We start from the raw sequence: 17,821 nt of genomic DNA on the forward strand, positions 1-17,821 counted from the left end.
CGCGGCCGGTTGCCGGGCCGCCGAAATATCCGGCCGAGTCGCAGAAGCAATGATGAACGGAGCAGCAATGAACGAGACAACCCGCACCTACGACGTGGTCGTCATCGGCGCAGGGCCGGTCGGCGAGAACGTGGCCGAACGCGCCCGCGCCGCAGGGCTCAGCACCGTGATCGTGGAGCGCGAACTGATCGGCGGGGAGTGCTCGTTCTGGGCCTGCGACCCGAGCAAGGCGCTGCTGCGCCCGGTGGTGGCGCGCGCCGACGCGCGCCGCGTACCCGGGCTGGGTCAGGCGGTCGCCGGGCCGCTGGACGTCGAAGCGGTCCTCGCGCACCGCGACAAGATGTCCTCGTACTGGAAGGACGAGGACCAGGTCGACTGGCTGAACTCGGTCTCCGTCGACCTCATACGCGGCCACGGCCGCCTCACCGGCCCCAAGCAGGTGGCCGTGCAGACCCCCGACGGCGAGACGATCGCTCTCACGGCCCGGCACGCCGTGGCCGTCTCCACCGGCACCCGCGCCGCCCTGCCCCCCATCCCCGGAATCGACACCGTCCACCCCTGGACCAGCCGTGAGGCGACCAGCGCCGACAAGGTCCCCGAACGTCTGGCCGTGGTCGGCGGCGGCGTGGTCGCCGTCGAGATGGCCACCGCCTGGCAGGCCCTCGGCTCCCAGGTCACCATGCTCGTCCTCGAGGACGCGCTGCTGCAGCGGATGGAGCCGTTCGCCGGCGAACTGGTCACCGACGGCCTGCGGGAAGCCGGCGTCGACATCCGGTTCGAAACCTCCGTAACCTCCCTGGCCCGCGAGGACGGCGAAGTCCACATCACCCTGGCCGACGGCGGACAACTGACGGCGGACGAGATCCTGCTGGCCACCGGCCGCGCCCCGAACACCCGGGACCTGGGGCTGGAGACGATAGGCCTCACCCCCGGCAACTGGCTGAAGGTGGACGACACCTTCCGAGTGACCGACGTCGCCGACGGCTGGTTCTACGCCGTCGGCGACGTCAACCACCGCGCCCTGATGACCCACCAGGGCAAATACCAGGCCCGGATCGCCGGCACCGTCATCGGCGCCCGCGCCAAGGGCGAACCGGTCGACGACGCCCCCTGGGGCACACACGCCGCCACCGCCGACCACGCGGCCGTCCCCCAAGTCGTCTTCACCACCCCCGAAGTCGCCTCCGTCGGCCTGACCACCCGCGAGGCCGAGCAGAGCGGACGCCGAATCAAGGTCGTCGACTACGACCTCGCCCGCGTCGCCGGCGCCCACCAGTACAGCGAGGACTACCGCGGCCACGCCCGCATGCTCATCGACACCGACCGCGACACCGTGGTGGGCGTCACCTTCGCCGGCCCCGGCGTCGGAGAACTCGTCCACTCGGCCACCATCGCCGTCGCCGGCGAAATACCCCTCGACCGCCTCTGGCACGCCGTCCCCGCCTTCCCCACCCTCGGCGAAATCTGGCTGCGACTGCTGGAAACCCACCGAGGCTGAAGACAGCCACTGCGCGTCACCCGCAACCGACCGGTGAGGAAGCTTTCCGACGGTTCACCGCACGGCGTTGCTTCCCCCAACACCGGCGAGCCCAGCCGGAAAGCCCTCCGTCAGATACCGCCCCTCTGCGCTCGAGCGTCGATGCGCCACAACCGGCCCGGGTAAAGAACCACTCGATCACGGTCGAAGATCACAAAACAGTTGCCAGACCCACGACACCCGCGCACAAGGGCAGGACCGCCTAACAGTCCCAGACCCCCCTGTTGCACGATCCCCCTTCATGACGACACGCGGTGAAGCAGCACCCCCCTTGTCCGCCCCCCTCCCCACGGCGACGCCAACAGGACACCCACCGCCACCGCAACACCCGGCCCCACAGCATCGACGAGCAGGTCACACAGCACCGAACCGACCGCAAGCCGGCCGTCAGCACCGACGCACAGAAGAAAGACCCGCTCCGCCAACTACCCAGCCCCGAACAGCAGGCGACTGACAGAGCTACCAGAAACACTCCCACGCAACGGCTCTCCGGGACATGGCGCACCAAACCCCCAAACAATTCGCCGTTCAACCACACCTACCTCGTCAGTACCTCCTCAAAGACAACCCCTCGCGGCCTGCTATCCAGGCCACACGGTAAGCAAGGACAAAGACCATGGCCCCCAGGATCGCGCGACGCGCCGCTCTCACAGCCGCCTCCGTGACCATCGCAGCAACCGGACTCCTCACAACAGGCAGCCCCGCCTCAGCAGCAGCCCACCCCACCGACGGCCGAACAACCATCGCCTCCCACCACCTGCAACTCCTCCACACCCATGACGACAGCCACAACCGGGACACAGGACAGGCCCACAACGACGAAGACGCCCGCCGACGCTGGATCAACGACCAGATCGAATGGACCCTCCACCACAACCCCACCACCCAGCACACGAACGACGACAACGCCCGTTGACACCGGGGCACCGACCAGACCCAGTCAATCCCGGACCACGACGAACCTCACCACCAGATCCAGGACCAGCACAAGGAACGTTCACACCGCCGAGCCCCCTCCACCCCTGCACTTCCCTGTCCTGGTGACAGGGCTCCGCGGAAGGTCTGGGGCGGAGTTGCGAGCGCGCTGCTGTCGGCCGGCCACGACGTGGTCGTGCATGCCCGCAATGAGCAGCGCGCGGCCGCCGTTCAGGACCTGATCGGCCGCGGTGCGGGCCTGGTCATGGGCGACTTCACAGATCGCGACGCGGTGCGGCACATCGCCGCCGCACTCAACGACGCTGCACCGCTCGACGTCGTGATCCACAACGCCGGCATTTGGAGCGGGTCCGCGGTCATGCCGGTCAACATCATCGCCCCCTGCATGCTCACGGCCCTGCTACGCCGACCGCGCCGGCTCGTGCACCTTGGTGGTCAGCCCTCCACGGGACCGGCGTCCCGGCGCACACCGGCACAACGATCAAATCAAGCCGGCCCGGTAGACCAGAAGGGCGATCTGGACGCGATTGTTCAGTCCGAGCTTGGTCAGGATGTGGGAGACGTGCGCCTTGACCGTCGGGATGCTCAGGTACAGCTCACCGGCGATCTGCGCATTGGTCTTCCCCTCCGCGACAGCCAAAGAGACCTCGCGTTCGCGGGCACCCAGCCGGTCCAGCAGCTCCTGCGCGCCGCGCGCATCCCTCCCGCCTCCAGCCGGCTGTTCCAGTCCCTCGGAAGAGTGCCGCGCCGCCTGGTCGCCGGAAGGCCGCACGGCGACGCTGTCGACGAGTTGGCGCAGAGCGCCCGGGGAGAACACCGGCTCCCCCACGGCGGCTCTTCTCAGCGCGGCCACGAGGTCCTGCGGCAGGGTGTGCTTGAGGAGAAAGCCACTGGCGCCCGCTTGCAGGGCGCGCAGAACATAACCGTCGGTGGCGAGCGTGGTGAGCATGATGATCTCAGGAGCATCTGCGCGAGCACGCAGAATCCGGGTGGCCTCGATGCCGTCCATGATCGGCATGCGGATATCCATCAGAATCAGGTCCGGACGGTGGAGATCGACGAGGGCCGGTACCTCTGTGCCGTCGGACGCCTCCGCGATCACCGTGATTCCCTCGGCGGCCCCCAGCATCATGCGCAGCCCGGCACGGACCAACGGATCGTCATCGGCCAGCAGTACGCGGATCATGTCGCCCACCGTACGGTGATCACGCGGCCCACGGCAGCCAGGCCATCACCTGGTACCGGTCGGCCGTGCGACTGTGCGCGAACGTGCCGCCGGCCAACGCAGCACGTTCGGACATTCCGATAAGTCCCTGCCGCGCCCCCGGCGGCGCAGTGGAAGGCCAGGCGGCAGGGAGGGTGTTGGTCACCTCCAGTGTGAGGCCGTCTCGCGGCGCACCTGCCAGAGTGAGGTGTACGGCCTCGCCCGGGGCATGCTTGCGAGCATTCGTGAGTGCTTCCTGCACGATCCGGTAGAGGGTACGGCTGGTGAAGTCGCTCACCGAGTCCGCGTCGGCGAGATCCAGTTCCACCTCGATGTGCATACCCGCCCCGCGGTTCTCCTCGACCAGATGTGTCAGGTCCCGGAGAGTGGGCTGCGGCGGTTCGGTTCTGGCGACGGCACCCGGATCGAGAGGCGAGCGCAGGATGCCGAGGACGTGCTGCAGATCCTCCAGAGCCCGACCTGCACTGTCACGGATCACGCCTGCGGCCTGCCGGACCTGCTCAGCCGGTGCATGCGGATGGAACTCCAGGGCGCCGGCGTGCACGCTCAGCAGGGACAGGCGGTGGGCCAGAACATCGTGCATCTCCCGGGCGATCGCCTCGCGCTCCCGTTGGCGTGCCCGCTCGGCACGGAGCGCGGATTCGCTCTCGGCGCGTTCGGCACGCTCCTGAAGTGTGCGTACGAACAGACCCCAGCCCACGGCCCCCACCACGAGCAGGGCCCCGGTCACGGCCGAGGCCACCTCGGCGGACTGGAACGACCAGCGCGTGGCCAGATAGAGCGTGACGGGAAGCAGCGCGACCGCCGTCACCCAGCGAGTGGTGGCGACCGCGCACCGTGCCGCCACGGTGAACAAGGCGATGGCCGCGGCGGGAATGACAGGCACGAAGGCACACATCACCACGAGGATCAGGGCAACGGCCACCGGCCATCTGCGCCGCCACCACAGCAGCACACAGCCCGCCAGCGGTACAAGGATGTCGTGCACTCCGAACGGCAGCCCGGGCAGGACCGCGCTGGTGAAGATCCGGGGGTACAGCCACAAGCCCCTGTTGCTCGCGACGACCGTGCTGGCCGTCAGTACCGCACCCGCTGCTACGACCGCCAGGTCGCGCCACACAGCCCGTCTGCCGTCGACCGTAATTTTCTGGCTCACGCCTCCGCAACCTACGTCGCCCCGGCTCACGACGGCCAACCTCTCAGGCCTCGGCGCGCAACTTGCCTACCAAGGTATGAGCGTCCCGTCCGGCCGCGACTTTAGTCACCCGCGAAGTGCCTACTTTCTGCCGAAGCCGGCTCCCTGTCCCGCGCCATAGCGTCGCAGCCATGAACCGATCCCTGAGCACGAACATCGTCCCCCTCCTCCAGCACCCGAGGCGGCTCGCCTCCGGCCTGCTCGGCGCGGCGCTCCTCCTCCTGGGAGGTGTGCACCTGGCCGAGCGCCTCCTCGCCCACCTGGCGTTGTGGAGCCTCTCCGTGCCCGTCCCGGGCCTGTTCCACCTGGCGCTGTTCGCAGCGGGAGCGGCGACCCTGGCCCTCGTGCTGCGCCGCAGGAACACTACGTGCCCGCAGGACCGTTGATCCGCAGCCTCGGACGCGGCGCCGCACGGCTCTCACAGCGGGCGGCGACCGCCGTCCTGACCCCACGCAGGAAGACCGAACAGGCCAGTACGTCATGACCGACTCCGCCACGAATCACCAAGCCTCCCCTGTTCCCGCGATCGAGACCATCGGGCTGGGTCGGCGCTATCGCCGCGGGTGGGCCCTGCGGGACACCTCCTTCCGTTTGCCTGCGGGCCGCGTCTGCGCCCTCGTCGGTCCCAATGGCGCCGGCAAGACGACCCTGCTGTCCCTCGCCGCCGACCTGATCACGCCCACCACCGGGACGATCACGCTGTCCGGCCACCGACCTGGCAGCGCCTGGGCCCGCCGGAGCACGGCGTTCCTCAGCCAGCACAAGGCTCTGTACCCGCGCTTCCGCGTCCACGAGATCCTTCGCATGGGAGAGGAGCTGAACCCCGGTTGGCACCAGGAAACCGCCGAGTCCGTCGTCGAGGCCGGCGGCATCCCGATGAACGCCCGGATCGGCACGCTCTCCGGCGGACAGTCCACCCGGGTAGCCTTCGCCCTCGCCCTGGGCAAGCGCCCACAGCTGATGCTCCTGGACGAGCCGATGGCCGATCTGGACCCGCTGGTGCGGCACCAGATGACCGATCTGCTCCAGGCCCAGGCACGACAGAACCACGCGACGGTCGTCATGTCCTCGCATCTGGTCTCCGAACTGGAGAGCGCCTGCGACTACCTCGTCCTCGTCAACCACGGCACGGTCCGGCTGGCCGGCGAGGTGGACCTCCTGCTCGCCGAGCACCGACGGGTCACCACCATGACGTCGGACCACGAGCACCATCTGCGGACCCTGGACGGGCACGACGTCATCGCGACCTCCGGCGGCATCGACCGGATCACCTCGCTGGTCCGAACCCGCCACGCACTCCCGGAACACGCCGAGCACCGGCCACCCACCCTGGAGGACCTCGTCCTCGGCTACCTCAGGGCACCCGACGCGCCCTCGCTGCTCACCGCGAGCGCGCGCGTCGTCGACATCGAGGTGGCCGTATGAACACCCATACCGCACCGGCCCAGGCCGGCGTCCGCCGCGGTCCGCGGCTGCACGGGCTGACCTGGTTGATCTGGCGGCAGAACCGCACCGCCTTCTGGATCGGCCTGGCCGCCGCGGCGGCCGTCGCCGTCTACGCAGCCGTACAGCACCAGCACGTCACCGCGGCCGTCGCCGCACAGCATCTCGACGCCTGCCGCGGCCATGAGACCTCGACGACGTGTCTGAGGGACCTCCTCAGCTTCGAGCGGCAGCACCAGTTCCCGCTGCGGCGCCCGCTGCAGGCCATGCTGCTGCTGCCGTTCCTGTTCGGCCTGTTCCTCGGCGGCCCCCAGCTCGCCCAGGAACTGGAGTCGGGGACGTACCGCACCGTGGCCACCCAGTCGGTGACGCGTACGCGCTGGTTCGCGGCGAAGCTGGGTGTGCCGCTCGCCATGACCGTGTTCATCAGCGGTGTATTCGCCGCCGCGATGACCTGGTGGTGGCACCCGGTCGCCGCGGTCCTCGGACCCCTGTTCCCGTGGCAGGGGTGGTACCCCTTCTACGGGGTGGGCCCCGTCATCGTCGGCATGAGCGTCCTGTTCTACCTCCTGGGGGCGACCCTGGGACTCGTACTGCGCCGTACCGTCCTGGCGATGGGCGCGGCCCTCGCCGCCGGCGCGGGTCTGTTCGTCCTGCTCGAACAGGTTCGGCCGTACCTCTGGCCGATCCGTACCGCGTCCGCGCAGCACACCATCGAGCCGCCGGTCCCCGGTGACGCCTGGCTGCTGGCGGACGGCCCGGTGTCGTCGGACGGCCGGCATGTGTCCGAGGTCACGGGCTGCTACGCGCAGAGCGACTTCCACCGGTGCCTCACCGAGCGCGGTATCACCGGCCGATGGGCCGATTACCATCCCGCCGCGGACCTCTGGCCCCTGCAGTGGGCAGCGACAGGGGTGTGCCTGGCGCTCGGTGTGGCGCTCGTCGCCCTCTCCGTGTGGTGGATCCGCCGGAACCCGTCCTGATCCCCCTCGGACCGGACCGGGACCGAAGTGGTCGGTCCCGGTCCGGTCCGTCCGTGCGGCAGGAGCGGGCCGCCACCGACAATATGACGTGCGGTCAAGCAGTCAGGCAGTCAACGGGCCCGGCCACCACTCACATTCCACCGGCGGATCACGGAGCGACCGGCACACGAGGACAGCGATGACCCTGCACTGTGCGTGCGGAATGCGGCCCGCCATGGCGAAGCATTCCGCGATCCCCCCGGGACCCGCCGAACGGCCCACGCCTCCCGTGGGCCGTTGAGCCCGTCGGCAGGTGACCCCTGATCAGCGCAACGCCGGTTCGGTGCGGCTACCAGCCGTCCACGGCTCTGTGCGAGACAGTGAGCGAAGTCTCTCCATCGGGCATCACCGCGTCCTTGCCGGCCTGGTCGACGCCAACGGGGTGTTGCCCGACATCCAGCCCGGCGTCCTCTACAAAGGCGACGACCTCGGCAAGTGGCTTCAGCAGCAGAAGCAGCCGGGCACCTCGCGCAGCTCACCACCGAGCAACAGGAACGACTCGCCGCACTCGGCATCCAACCCTAGACCGGCCCACTGCAGCCCCAGCTAAGAAGAGCACGGCTGCCCCGTCCGGGCAAGGTGTCGGCGGCGTTCACGCGGGGCGTTGCGGCCCCTCAGTACGTCGCGCGTGAAGGCGGGGCCCTGACCCCATCTCCACGCGCTAAGAAACCTTAGGTATGCGGTGAGGGTCCGACCGGCGTAGCCCGGTCGGACCCTCACCACCGCTTTTATGGCGGCTCGCGCCTGCCCGTCGGTCAGGCTGCTGCAGGGGCGCCGAGCATCGCGGAAGCCTGTTGGAACGGGTTGGGAACGCGGATGGTAGCGGCCTGGGGAAGGCCGCGGCAGGTGAAGCCGAGCTGGGTCATGGCCCGCAGGACTTCACCGGCGCTGAAATCGCGGCGGTCCTGGCGTGTGACGACCTGGCCGACCTGTTTGACCGGGTAGGTGCGTCGGCCGATGATCACGGACTCGCCGAAGACCTGCTCGGGCTTGATGCCCTTCATCGATTCCAGGACGCCGCTCTTGGTGAGGTCGAACGGGAAGCGGGCGATGACACAGCGCATGATGCCTCACAAGGAGAAAGAACGAAGGGGGATGGTTCTGCCGCGGTGAGGCGGTTCAGCCGGCAAGGGCGAGGATGCCCAGGACGCTGCCTTGTTCGTCGGCCGCAGGCTGGGCATCGACCTGGTGGTAGCGCATCGCGTGCTCGGCTTCGGTCATGGTGGTCACGGGAAAGGTGAACGGCCCGCGGCTGCCGAGGATGTCGCGCAGCTGGACCCGGTCCGTGTACGCGGAGCTGTCACTGACGGCGGCGAGCTGGGCCTGGGTGACCAGCCCGGTGCACAGGCCGTCGTTGTCGCAGACGAGGAGGTGCACGGTGCGGGCGCTTGCCATGACGGCCAGGGCGACCTCGACGGTCATGTCGTCACAGACCTGCGGTCCGCCTGTGTCCATGGCGTCGGCCGCCGTCCTGTGCACGGGGGTGGCGTTCGCCGGGCGGGGCTGCATCTGAACGAGCGTCAAAACGTGCCTCCTGCAGAGATGAGATGGGTCAGCTTCCGGATCACGTAGGTTCTAGGCCGCCGCGTCGAAGGAGGACTGATGCGCGGTCACGCGACGGGCGGCCGAAGCGGGGCTGCGTCGGCCGCGTGAGGACGCGCTGCGCTTACGGCGCTCGGCGACCGGTGCGGTGATTGTCACGGGGATGCCGGAGGGGGTCTGGGCGCCGGTGATCCGGCTGAGTGCCTCCTCGCCGGAGCGGACCTGGGTGGTCTGAGGGACGATGCCGGCGGCGGTCATGAGGCGGGTCATGTCGCGGCGCTGGTTGGGGGTGACCAGGGTGACGACGCTGCCGGACTCCCCTGCCCGCGCGGTACGGCCGCCACGGTGGAGGTAGTCCTTGTGGTCGGTCGGCGGATCGACGTTGACAACGAGGTCGAGGTTGTCGACGTGGATGCCGCGCGCCGCGACGTTCGTGGCCACGAGGACGGTGACATGCCCGGTCTTGAACTGGGTCAGGGTCCGGGTGCGCTGCGACTGCGCCTTCCCGCCGTGCAGGGCGGCGGCCCGTACCCCGCTGGCCAGCAGGTGATCGGTGAGCTTGTCCACAGCCCGCTTGGTGTCCAAGAACATGATCACCCGGCCTTCGCGTGCGGCGATCTCCGTGGTCGTGCGGTGCTTGTCGGTGCCGTGGACGTGCAGCACGTGGTGCTCCATCGTGGTGACCGCGCCTGCGGACGGGTCGACGGAGTGGACGACCGGGTCGGTGAGGTAGCGACGGACCAGACGGTCGACGTTGCGGTCGAGGGTGGCGGAGAACAGCATCCGCTGGCCCTCGGGGCGGACCTGGTCCAGGAGAGCGGTGACCTGGGGCATGAAGCCCATGTCGGCCATCTGGTCCGCCTCGTCCAGGACAGTGATCGCGACCTGGTTCAGCCGGCAGTCACCGCGGTCGATGAGGTCCTTGAGGCGGCCCGGCGTCGCGACGACGACATCGGCACCGCCCCGCAGCATATTGGCCTGCCTGCCGATCGGCATCCCGCCGACGACCGTGGCCAGGCGTAGCTTCACCGAGCGGGCGTAGGGGGTGAGCGCGTCGGTCACCTGTTGCGCCAGCTCACGCGTCGGCACGAGGATCAGGGCCAGCGGCTGGCGGGGCTCGGCGCGCTGTGCGGCGGTGCGGGCCAGCAGGGCCAGGCCGAAGGCGAGGGTCTTGCCGGAGCCGGTGCGCCCGCGGCCGAGGACGTCGCGGCCCGCGAGGGTGTTGGGCAGGGTCGCGCCCTGGATCGGGAACGGGACGCTCACGCCTTGCGCGGTCAGCGCGGCAAGCAGCTGCTTGGGCAGGTCGAGGTCGGCGAACGCCTCGACGGCGGGCAGTGCGGGAGTGATCGTCTTCGGCAGGGCGAACTCTCCCTGGAGCGCTGCGGGCCGTCGGCTGTGGCCGCCCGAGCGGCTCGGCCCCCCAGAACGGCTCGGGGCGGACGAGCCGAAGCGGCGGCCGCGGCCCAAGCCGGCACCGGAGCCGCCGGTACGGCTGCGGGTGCGGGAGGAGCGGTCGTTCGTGCGTGTGGGGTTCATTCAGAACCTTCCTTGATACGGCACGTATCAAGGAATTCCCGCAGCGGAAGAACAGCGCAGGGAATCACAAGAACGGGCCGAATGGAATGCGAAAAAGAATCTGGCCTGCAGTGAATCCGATGCGGGTGCAGGCAACGAAATAGGTGACGTCACGCGGACGTGAAGCAGCTTTGAAGAGGCCCGCATCCCTGGAGAAATGTCTGCGGGCGATGGTTGTCCCACAGGAAACCGCTGCGGGAAATACCCGTAGCTGGGCCCGCACCCCGAGGGATACCGGCCCCAGCTAAGAAATACGCGTCAGCGTCAGGCAGGAACGACGTTCTCTGCCGTCGGGCCCTTTTGGCTCGGCACGATGTCGAAGGTGACCTTCTGGCCTTCGAGCAGTTCACGGAAGCCCTGGGCGGCAATGTTCGAGAAGTGGGCGAACACGTCAGCGCCGCCACCGTCCTGCTCGATGAAGCCGAAACCCTTGGCTGCGTTGAACCACTTCACGGTGCCAGACGCCATGTCATATCTCCCTTGGGGCAGTACGCCGGGACCCGCAATACACGGATACCGGGTCGCCGCGATGATGCCCCGCCCGGAAAATGACCGGAAATATAAAAACGCTTCCCACGGCTGAAAATACCGGCGAAGGCGCTTGAAGTTTTGGGAACCAAGACTGCAACTAGACCGACAGTAGCATACGGTAGCGGCCTGTGTACGTTAAATAATTCCGCTCTGTTCGTTGCGGTAAAAACACTCCCCGCATGGCGTGTTAAACCCTCACCTGGCGGCCATAGATATTGATCCACCCGTAGCGCAGCATTTCAGGAAGAGCTGTCGCTGTTCACGGCTCGGAGGGCACAACTACTCCGGTGGCACCGTCACCACGCCCGACGTCGACCATCGGTCCGTAGCCGGTCTCGACACAGATCAGGGCCGCGCAGCTTGCGCGGCCCTGATCACGTGCGCCCAGATCCCGACCACCGCCGCCTGAAGGCCGGCGCCCGCGGAGGGTGAACCAGTCGGACAGCAGGCCTGCCCGGGGGTAGCCATACGCTCCGAGCGCGGGCGGGAAGGTCAGGCGGGGTTGATGTTCTCGGCCTGGGGGCCCTTCTGGCCCTGGGTGACGTCGAACGTCACGGCCTGGCCTTCCTGGAGCTCACGGAAGCCCGAGGAGTTGATCGCGGAGTAATGAGCGAACACGTCCGGGCCGCCGCCGTCCTGGGCGATGAATCCGAACCCCTTCTCCGCGTTGAACCACTTCACAGTTCCGGTAGCCATGTCTTGCCTTCCAGTCGATGAACGCCCCCCACAACGTGCGGACGGCAGAGGTGATCGCCCTGGTTCCTGCGGCACAGCACAGCAGAACGCCCACGCCGAAGACGTGGGCGAAGGGGAACTTCCGAACCATGACAGCTGACGCAGACGCTACACGCCCACACACCCTGTCACCAGAGGGAAATGACCACGCGTCACACCCGGCTGGGGCGTGCCCAGGGGCCCGCCGGTACCCGGCGGGCACACTCCCTCAGGCCGCGGGCGGACCGGACGCTTCTGCGGCACGGCGGTGTTCGGCGTTGATGCGCTGGGCTTCTTCGAGCTGGTCTTCGAGGATGACGATCCGGCACGCGGCCTCGATGGGAGTGCCCTGGTCGACGAGCTCCCGGGCGCGGGCGGCGATGCGCAGTTGGTAACGGGAGTAGCGGCGGTGTCCGCCCTCGGAGCGCAGCGGGGTGATCAGGCGGGCTTCGCCGATGGCGCGGAGGAAGCCCTGGGTGGTGCCGAGCACCTCGGCGGTAAGTGCAGTGCGCAGTACCCAGCAGTGAAGTCAGTGAGCAGCACCTCGGTGAAGGCGTCGGCTGCGGACGCGCGCACCGGGACGGAACCCCACCACCGCACCGTCCTGCGCACTGCAACTGCGTGTACTGCTGCCCGCCAGTTCGTCCCTGCCGGGCCCTGTTGATCTCGGCTACGAGAGAAGCCATGACCACGCCACCACCCAATGTCTACTCCAGCCAACATAGATTTTTGAGTGTTCGACAGTGAGGTAATCGCCCTCGAACGGAGCAGGGCAGGGTCAACGGACCCCGGGCCGGGCGCTGGTGCCGCGTAGACGGACCGGGCATTGACGATCAGGGAACCACGACCTGATGAACACGATGAGCGTCCACGCCGCAGCCGACCGTTCCCGCGTGCGCCGACGCCGACGCGTCCCTTCTCCTGCTGCGACAGGTGCGCGAGCAGCTCGCCGGACGGGAGACCGGCCTGATCGAATCCGCACGCCACCAAGGCGCCAGCGGGGCCGACCTCGCCCGTCATCGCGGAGCTCCCTTCGAGTGGAGGCAGAGCCTGCCATCCCGATCAACGGGCCACCACAGGCCGTCGCACCCCTCGGCCCCGGGACTCGAAGCAGACCTCCTTCCCACCTCAGGACTGCGGTGCACCGGACGGGTCTCTATTCATTCCGGGAGCGCGTCATGATCATCGCCACCGACGATGTCTTGCGAAGGCCGACAAGGCCGTCGACCGCGTTAGGAGTACCTCTGAGACCAGGCACCGGCCGCCAACGGCTGCGGCTTGGAGGCGCCCACAAACGTCATGCGAACCAGCCGTCGGGCCACGTCCGATAGCACGGCGGGCTCGGCAGACAGATGCTGGCGCTGTGCCACGAAGTTCCCCGGGTCTCCTGTTCAAGCCGCTGCCGCGAGGGGCTCGGGCCGTGCACTCTCCGGTCAGCCAACAGATGCCGAGCAGGTCCATGTACTCCTCCACCGGCTGGGCAGATACGACTCCGGGGCACGTTGGGTACAGCCCGAGGGCGTCGATCCGGTACCGGTCAAGCGTGTCGATCAGCAGGTAGCCCACCAGCTGCCAATGGCACGCTTCACGCCCTTCAGCATCAACGCACTTTTGAGCTCGGCGCAGCACACCGAGCGCAGTGATTGGTTACGCACTTTCCATCTGACGGACCGGTCCGGTGATCGGCAGCTCGGCCCATACGATTTTTCCCCGTTCCTGGTACCGCGTTCCCCACCGTTCGGCGAGCTGAGCGACGAGCAGCAGTCCGCGGCCGCCCTCGTCGGTGGTGCGGGCGTGCCGCAGGAAGGGGGCGGCGCTGTTGGAGTCAGACACTTCGCACGTGAGGGCCCGGTCGCGGATGAGGCGGAGCCGGATGGGGGGTGCGGCGTAGCGGATGGCGTTGGTGACGAGTTCGCTGACGATCAGTTCTGTGGCGAACACTTCTTCCTCTGCCAGTCCCCAGGTAGCCAGTTGACGGGTGGCCAGTGTGCGAGCGGTGGCGACGGCGGCGGGGTCGGGCGGCAGGTCCCAGAGGAGGACACTGCCCGGATCCAGGGGACGGGTGCGAGCCACGAGGACGGCCGCGTCTTCTTGGGGGTCCGAGGGCACCAGCGCTTCGGTGAGGGTGAGGCTGAGGTTCTGCAGGGATCCGGTCGGTGAGGCCACGAGGCGCTCGAGTTCGGCCGCCCCAGTCTGAGCTGGGAACTTCTGAAGAAGTCCGCGGGTGTGGAGCACGATCAGGGTGTCTTCGGGCAGGTCCAACACAACCTTCTCGAACGGTGGGCCCGGGTGGCCAAGGGGTTCGCCTGCGGGAGGGGGCGGGGCTGTGACGGTTCCGTCGGGGTGGGCGAGGACCGGTGCGGGGTGGCCTGCCGAGGCCATGCTGCCGTGGCCGGTCACGGGGTCGTAGACCAGGTAGAGGCAGGACGCGCCGATGGGGGTGCCGGCGCTGGTTTCGCCGCTTTCCCTGCCCAAGGCACGCACCAGGTCGTCGAGGCGGGCGAGGAGTTCGTCCGGGGCCAGGTCGAGGTTGGCCAAAGTATGCACTGCGGCACGCAGCCGCCCCATGGTGGCGGCCGTGCGCACACCGCGGCCGGGAGTGCTGCCGGTCACGAGTGCCACGCGGGCTCCGGGAAGGGGAATGACGTCGGTCCAGTCGCCGCCGGCTCCGGAATAGACCATGTGGTGGGCCCAGTCCACGGCGCGGGGGGCGGCGAACCGCTGGGGCAGCATGCCCTGCTGCAGAGCCAGTACGGTGTTACGCTCGCGAATGTAACGGCGGCCGTTGTCCAAGGCGACCGCTGCCCGGCCGACCAGGTCCACTGCGAGCTCGAGATCATCGTCCTCGAACGGGCCCCTCGCCGAACCCCACCGGTAGAAACAGACCAGTCCCAGCGCGCAACCGCGGACGACAAGAGGTACCAGCATCAGCGAGTGGACGCGGTCCTCCAGCATCTTGCGCCCCCGCGCCGGATCACCAGCTACCCACGGACTGTCCTCGGTGAGGGTACGCACCAGCCGCGGCACGTGGTCAACCAGCACCTGGCAGGCGGGCGTATCTCCCGGATAGCTGCTGATCTCCCCGGGAGCGTAGGCTCCGGGCGGGGCGTCGGTACGGCGGGAGCAGGAAGCGGCCCGCCGCAGGACGGCGGTTCCTTTGATGGGACCGGGGGGAATCTCCTCCCCACCGAGTACGGGTTCCAGGACGTCCACGGAGACGCTGTCCGTCAGCGTGGGCACCACTACTTCTGCCAGTTCCTGGGCTGTGCGCAGCAGATCCAAGGTGGTGCCGATCCGCGCGCCGGCCTCGGCCATCAGCGCAAGACGTCGCTCGGCCCTGTGGCGTTCGGTGATATCGACCACGAGATCGGCGACCCCGAGGATCCGGCCGTCTTGGGCCTGAAGGCGGAACGCCGACGTCGAATAGACATGCTCCCGCCCCGGATCGCCGGGCGGCCGTCCGCGCTTTTCGAACTCGATCGCGGGCTCCCCGGTCCTGAGGACCTCGCCCAGCACCCGCTCCACCATCTCGCCGCTGAACTCGGGCCACGCCTGGGTGGGCCGCAGCCCCAGGACCTCCCCTATCCGGGTGCCATGCATTCCCTCCGCCGCGGCGTTAATGCGCATCAGTCGCAGCTGAGGGTCCAAGAGGATCAAGCCAATGGGAGATCGGGTGAACAGAGCCTCCACGAGAGCCTGTTCGATGTCCGAAGGCGGAATGGGCCCGGCTGGCGACAGCTCCACGGCCAGGCTGGGGCCCGTGCCTTCGACCAGCAACCGGCAGCGCACGATATGGCCGTCGCGGTGCCGGAACATAATCTCGCCATACCCGGAATCGACACCACTCCGCGTCGCGAGCAGATCGGCTACCGGTCGACCAAGGACGTCACGAGCCGGGTACCCCAAAAGACGCTCCGCGACCGGGCCCCATTCGGACACGGTGCCATCCGCGCCGACCGCAAGCCATGCCACACCATCCGAGGCCGGTTCCACGACTGCGCCGCCGGACTTCCGCCACGCCGAAGTACCCATGACCATCCGCTCCTGTTGCAGCTCCTTCAGTCTTCCACCTCATCACTCACACCGCTCCACGGGCGGGTGTCCGTGGAGCGGTGTGAGTGGTATTGCAGGGCTTCGGCAAGCAGGTGGCCGTGGTGGAAGCGGCCGCCGTGGACTGGGATGGTGGTGCGGTGCCTTCCGCGCAAGCGTCCTGGAGCCGCCGTCGTTGCTTGCGCAGCTCCTGCTTCTTCTGCGACGCCTCCAACGTTCTGTTCGTCGGACCGCCGGGGGTCAGCAAAACCATGCTGTCCGTCGCGCTCGGCAGGACCGCCGTCGACGCCGGACCGCGCCCAAGGACGGCAAACGGGTCCTCGTCGACCGGGTCTGGCCGCGCGGCATGCGCAAGGAAGACGCGCACCTGGACCAGTGGCTGGGTGCCGTCGCCCCGTCGACCGAACTGCGCAAGTGGTACAGCCGTGACCCCAGCCGCTTCACCGAGTTCCGTCGCCGCTACCTGTGAGAACTACGCGACGCCGGACACCGCGAGGCGGCCGAACAGCTACGTGACCTCGCAGCGCACGACAAGCTCATGCTGTTGACCGCCACCAAGGACGTCGACCACAGCCAGGCCGCTGTCCTGGCCGAGTGGCCGACCAAGAAGCGGTGACGAACACGAGTGTCCACAGGGACGGCGAGCTGCGGAATTGATCGTCGACGGTGGCAGCGGCGCAGCGCACGTCCGTGCGACGCTGTACCGTCGGCGCGACCTCCACCGACTCACACCCGGGCCTCGTGGCGCTGGTACGTCGGCCGCCGGGACGAATCCCCCGTGTGACGCCATGCTGGCGGATCCTGCACCGCCCGTAGACGTGAGGAGGGTAATGATGCGAACGAACATGATCCGCAACGAGCGCAGCCGTGAACACGATGGCTCACTGCGGATCGCGTCCGCCTCTAGCCGGATACGGCAGCCTGGCGCACTGGCCCCATCCATCAGGTGTCACCACCGGCATCCGCTGAACTGCGGCTTCAGTCGGGCGAAGCACAGTGGATGTCACCGACACGGCGCGCGACCTGTCACCAGCGGCACGCGAAGCAGAGCCGATGTCACCGCCTCTGCGTCCCGCAGCCGGACGTTGGTTGGGCGGATCACAGGGGTGGACTGACCTGGCGCGGTGACCGTCACAGGGCTCCGGCGTCCCGGGCCGTCCAGACGCTCGGGTAGATCGGCCGGAAGCCGAGTTCCCGGCGGATCCGCTGGTTGGACGTGATCCCGAACCACGGGTCGGGGTCCGTGAGCTCGTGGATCCCGGCGGGCACTTCGACGCCGTTGAGCTGGTACAGCTCGACCGTCGTGACGGGAGCGTCATCGGCGATGTTGTAGATCCGGCCGGCGATACCTGGCGCGTACAGCAGACGCATCAGGCCCTGGGCGACGTCAGCGTGGTGTGCCATCTGCAGGCGCTGGTGCGGCGCCCAGCGGGCGGCCCAATGCAAGGAGTTGGCTAGGTGCGGATCGCCCTCGCCGTAGACGAAGGGGAGCCGCCCGATGCGTACGTCCAGGCTCTTGAGCGCGAGCAGTTCGCGCTCGGCCTCGGCCTTGGACTCGGGGTAGGCGCCCCACATCGCGCCGCCAGGCCGACTCTCGTCCTCCTCGGTCAGCGGGCGGCCCCGTCCGACGCCGTACACATTGTTCGTGCTGACCTGCACGAACCGCTCCACGCCGGAGACCTGCGCGGCGCGGCCCAGGGCCACCGCGGCGTCCCGGTTGACGGCCCACGCCTCCTCATCCGGCACTCCGCGGAAGGCTGCGGCGACGTTCACGACGGCGTCCACACCGGCGAGCGCCTTGCCGAGTGCCTCCTCGTCGCGCATATCTCCCACGGCGACCTGGGCGCCCAGCTCCGCGAAGCGCTCGCCACGGGCCGCGTCCCGCAGCAGGACTCGCACCTGCTCGCCCGGCTGTCGCTGGACCAGCAGCCTCGGCACGAAGCGCCGTCCAACCTGTCCCGTCGTACCGGTCACCAAGATCAGCATGATGTGCTCCTTAACGCACTGTGTCGCCTGTCGTTGATGACCAGCCTCGGCGTATGCGGGGACGA

15 protein-coding genes and 5 pseudogenes are annotated in these 17,821 nt (G+C 68.6%); 10 read left to right on the forward strand and 10 right to left on the reverse strand.

Annotated features, from left to right (window positions below):
• The first annotated feature begins 67 nt into the window (after nt 1-67).
• The 3 genes and pseudogenes from OG963_RS01690 to OG963_RS01700 form a co-directional block, all read left to right on the forward strand.
• Nucleotides 68-1,498, forward strand: coding sequence for an NAD(P)/FAD-dependent oxidoreductase (locus OG963_RS01690; RefSeq protein WP_371798210.1), 1,431 nt, complete (start codon nt 68-70; stop codon nt 1,496-1,498).
• A 655-nt stretch (nt 1,499-2,153) separates the two neighbouring features.
• A complete protein-coding gene (locus tag OG963_RS01695; protein WP_371798211.1) occupies nt 2,154-2,453 on the forward strand; it encodes a hypothetical protein in 300 nt (99 codons plus the stop codon).
• A gap of 195 nt (nt 2,454-2,648) precedes the next feature.
• A pseudogene (locus OG963_RS01700) lies at nt 2,649-2,759 on the forward strand (short-chain dehydrogenase); the annotation flags it as partial.
• A gap of 195 nt (nt 2,760-2,954) precedes the next feature.
• Here the strand turns inward: OG963_RS01700 and OG963_RS01705 are convergent.
• Both OG963_RS01705 and OG963_RS01710 read right to left on the reverse strand, forming a co-directional pair.
• Complete coding sequence (locus OG963_RS01705; RefSeq protein ID WP_093779245.1) at nt 2,955-3,659, reverse strand: response regulator transcription factor; 705 nt, start codon at nt 3,657-3,659, stop codon at nt 2,955-2,957.
• A gap of 19 nt (nt 3,660-3,678) precedes the next feature.
• Nucleotides 3,679-4,854, reverse strand: coding sequence for a sensor histidine kinase (locus OG963_RS01710; RefSeq protein WP_143020035.1), 1,176 nt, complete (start codon nt 4,852-4,854; stop codon nt 3,679-3,681).
• 170 nt (nt 4,855-5,024) lie between these two features.
• On the opposite strand from OG963_RS01710, the gene OG963_RS01715 reads away from it, so the two are divergent.
• From OG963_RS01715 to OG963_RS01730, 4 genes are all read left to right on the forward strand, one after another.
• Entirely contained in the window at nt 5,025-5,279 is a 255-nt protein-coding gene (locus OG963_RS01715; protein ID WP_371798212.1) for a hypothetical protein, read from the forward strand.
• A gap of 94 nt (nt 5,280-5,373) precedes the next feature.
• A complete protein-coding gene (locus OG963_RS01720; RefSeq protein ID WP_093779138.1) occupies nt 5,374-6,318 on the forward strand; it encodes an ABC transporter ATP-binding protein in 945 nt (314 codons plus the stop codon).
• Nucleotides 6,315-7,319 carry an ABC transporter permease gene (locus tag OG963_RS01725; protein WP_371798213.1) on the forward strand — a complete coding sequence of 335 codons (1,005 nt, stop codon included), beginning with the start codon at nt 6,315-6,317 and terminating at the stop codon, nt 7,317-7,319. The genes OG963_RS01720 and OG963_RS01725 overlap by 4 nt, the downstream gene beginning before the upstream one ends.
• Before the next feature lie 292 nt (nt 7,320-7,611).
• Entirely contained in the window at nt 7,612-7,908 is a 297-nt protein-coding gene (locus tag OG963_RS01730) for a hypothetical protein (RefSeq protein WP_371798214.1), read from the forward strand.
• A 205-nt stretch (nt 7,909-8,113) separates the two neighbouring features.
• Here the strand turns inward: OG963_RS01730 and OG963_RS01735 are convergent, their stop codons facing one another.
• The 6 genes and pseudogenes from OG963_RS01735 to OG963_RS01760 all read right to left on the reverse strand — a co-directional run.
• Entirely contained in the window at nt 8,114-8,422 is a 309-nt protein-coding gene (locus OG963_RS01735; protein WP_093779142.1) for an SCO5918 family protein, read from the reverse strand.
• Nucleotides 8,423-8,477: 55 nt separating this feature from the next.
• Nucleotides 8,478-8,882: a CBS domain-containing protein gene (locus tag OG963_RS01740; protein ID WP_030935862.1), complete on the reverse strand. Its 405-nt coding sequence runs from the start codon at nt 8,880-8,882 to the stop codon at nt 8,478-8,480.
• A 51-nt stretch (nt 8,883-8,933) separates the two neighbouring features.
• On the reverse strand, nt 8,934-10,436 hold the full coding sequence (locus OG963_RS01745; protein ID WP_093779144.1) for a DEAD/DEAH box helicase: 1,503 nt from the start codon (nt 10,434-10,436) through the stop codon (nt 8,934-8,936).
• A gap of 303 nt (nt 10,437-10,739) precedes the next feature.
• A complete protein-coding gene (locus OG963_RS01750; protein ID WP_093779146.1) occupies nt 10,740-10,943 on the reverse strand; it encodes a cold-shock protein in 204 nt (67 codons plus the stop codon).
• A 555-nt stretch (nt 10,944-11,498) separates the two neighbouring features.
• The gene (locus tag OG963_RS01755) at nt 11,499-11,702 is read right to left on the reverse strand and encodes a cold-shock protein (protein WP_019072426.1); all 204 of its coding nucleotides are present in this window, start codon (nt 11,700-11,702) and stop codon (nt 11,499-11,501) included.
• A gap of 247 nt (nt 11,703-11,949) precedes the next feature.
• Nucleotides 11,950-12,216 (reverse strand): annotated as a pseudogene (locus tag OG963_RS01760) (MerR family transcriptional regulator); the annotation flags it as partial.
• 407 nt (nt 12,217-12,623) lie between these two features.
• On the opposite strand from OG963_RS01760, the pseudogene OG963_RS01765 reads away from it, so the two are divergent.
• Nucleotides 12,624-12,746 (forward strand): annotated as a pseudogene (locus OG963_RS01765) (type III effector protein); the annotation flags it as partial.
• A gap of 621 nt (nt 12,747-13,367) precedes the next feature.
• Here OG963_RS01765 and OG963_RS01770 read toward each other — a convergent pair.
• Complete coding sequence (locus OG963_RS01770) at nt 13,368-15,713, reverse strand: SpoIIE family protein phosphatase (protein ID WP_371798215.1); 2,346 nt, start codon at nt 15,711-15,713, stop codon at nt 13,368-13,370.
• A 197-nt stretch (nt 15,714-15,910) separates the two neighbouring features.
• On the opposite strand from OG963_RS01770, the pseudogene OG963_RS01775 reads away from it, so the two are divergent.
• Both OG963_RS01775 and OG963_RS01780 read left to right on the forward strand, forming a co-directional pair.
• Nucleotides 15,911-16,009, forward strand: a pseudogene (locus OG963_RS01775) (hypothetical protein); the annotation flags it as partial.
• Nucleotides 15,970-16,386, forward strand: a pseudogene (locus OG963_RS01780) (DUF488 domain-containing protein). The pseudogenes OG963_RS01775 and OG963_RS01780, both read left to right, overlap by 40 nt.
• Nucleotides 16,387-16,901: 515 nt before the next feature.
• Here OG963_RS01780 and OG963_RS01785 read toward each other — a convergent pair.
• Nucleotides 16,902-17,756, reverse strand: a complete 855-nt coding sequence (locus tag OG963_RS01785; RefSeq protein ID WP_371798216.1) for an NAD-dependent epimerase/dehydratase family protein — start codon at nt 17,754-17,756, stop codon at nt 16,902-16,904.
• Nucleotides 17,757-17,821 lie beyond the last annotated feature (65 nt).

It is taken from the genome of Streptomyces sp. NBC_01707, assembly GCF_041438805.1.
In the GTDB taxonomy this organism is placed as follows: domain Bacteria; phylum Actinomycetota; class Actinomycetes; order Streptomycetales; family Streptomycetaceae; genus Streptomyces.

Coding starts and splice junctions, on each gene's coding strand:
- OG963_RS01785 (WP_371798216.1), bottom strand. CDS start 17,756: ATGCTGATCTTGGTGACCGGTACGACGGGACAGGTTGGACGGCGCTTC.
- OG963_RS01695 (WP_371798211.1), top strand. CDS start 2,154: ATGGCCCCCAGGATCGCGCGACGCGCCGCTCTCACAGCCGCCTCCGTG.
- OG963_RS01745 (WP_093779144.1), bottom strand. CDS start 10,436: ATGAACCCCACACGCACGAACGACCGCTCCTCCCGCACCCGCAGCCGT.
- OG963_RS01725 (WP_371798213.1), top strand. CDS start 6,315: ATGAACACCCATACCGCACCGGCCCAGGCCGGCGTCCGCCGCGGTCCG.
- OG963_RS01705 (WP_093779245.1), bottom strand. CDS start 3,659: ATGATCCGCGTACTGCTGGCCGATGACGATCCGTTGGTCCGTGCCGGG.
- OG963_RS01720 (WP_093779138.1), top strand. CDS start 5,374: ATGACCGACTCCGCCACGAATCACCAAGCCTCCCCTGTTCCCGCGATC.
- OG963_RS01715 (WP_371798212.1), top strand. CDS start 5,025: ATGAACCGATCCCTGAGCACGAACATCGTCCCCCTCCTCCAGCACCCG.
- OG963_RS01750 (WP_093779146.1), bottom strand. CDS start 10,943: ATGGCGTCTGGCACCGTGAAGTGGTTCAACGCAGCCAAGGGTTTCGGC.
- OG963_RS01735 (WP_093779142.1), bottom strand. CDS start 8,422: ATGCGCTGTGTCATCGCCCGCTTCCCGTTCGACCTCACCAAGAGCGGC.
- OG963_RS01755 (WP_019072426.1), bottom strand. CDS start 11,702: ATGGCTACCGGAACTGTGAAGTGGTTCAACGCGGAGAAGGGGTTCGGA.
- OG963_RS01690 (WP_371798210.1), top strand. CDS start 68: ATGAACGAGACAACCCGCACCTACGACGTGGTCGTCATCGGCGCAGGG.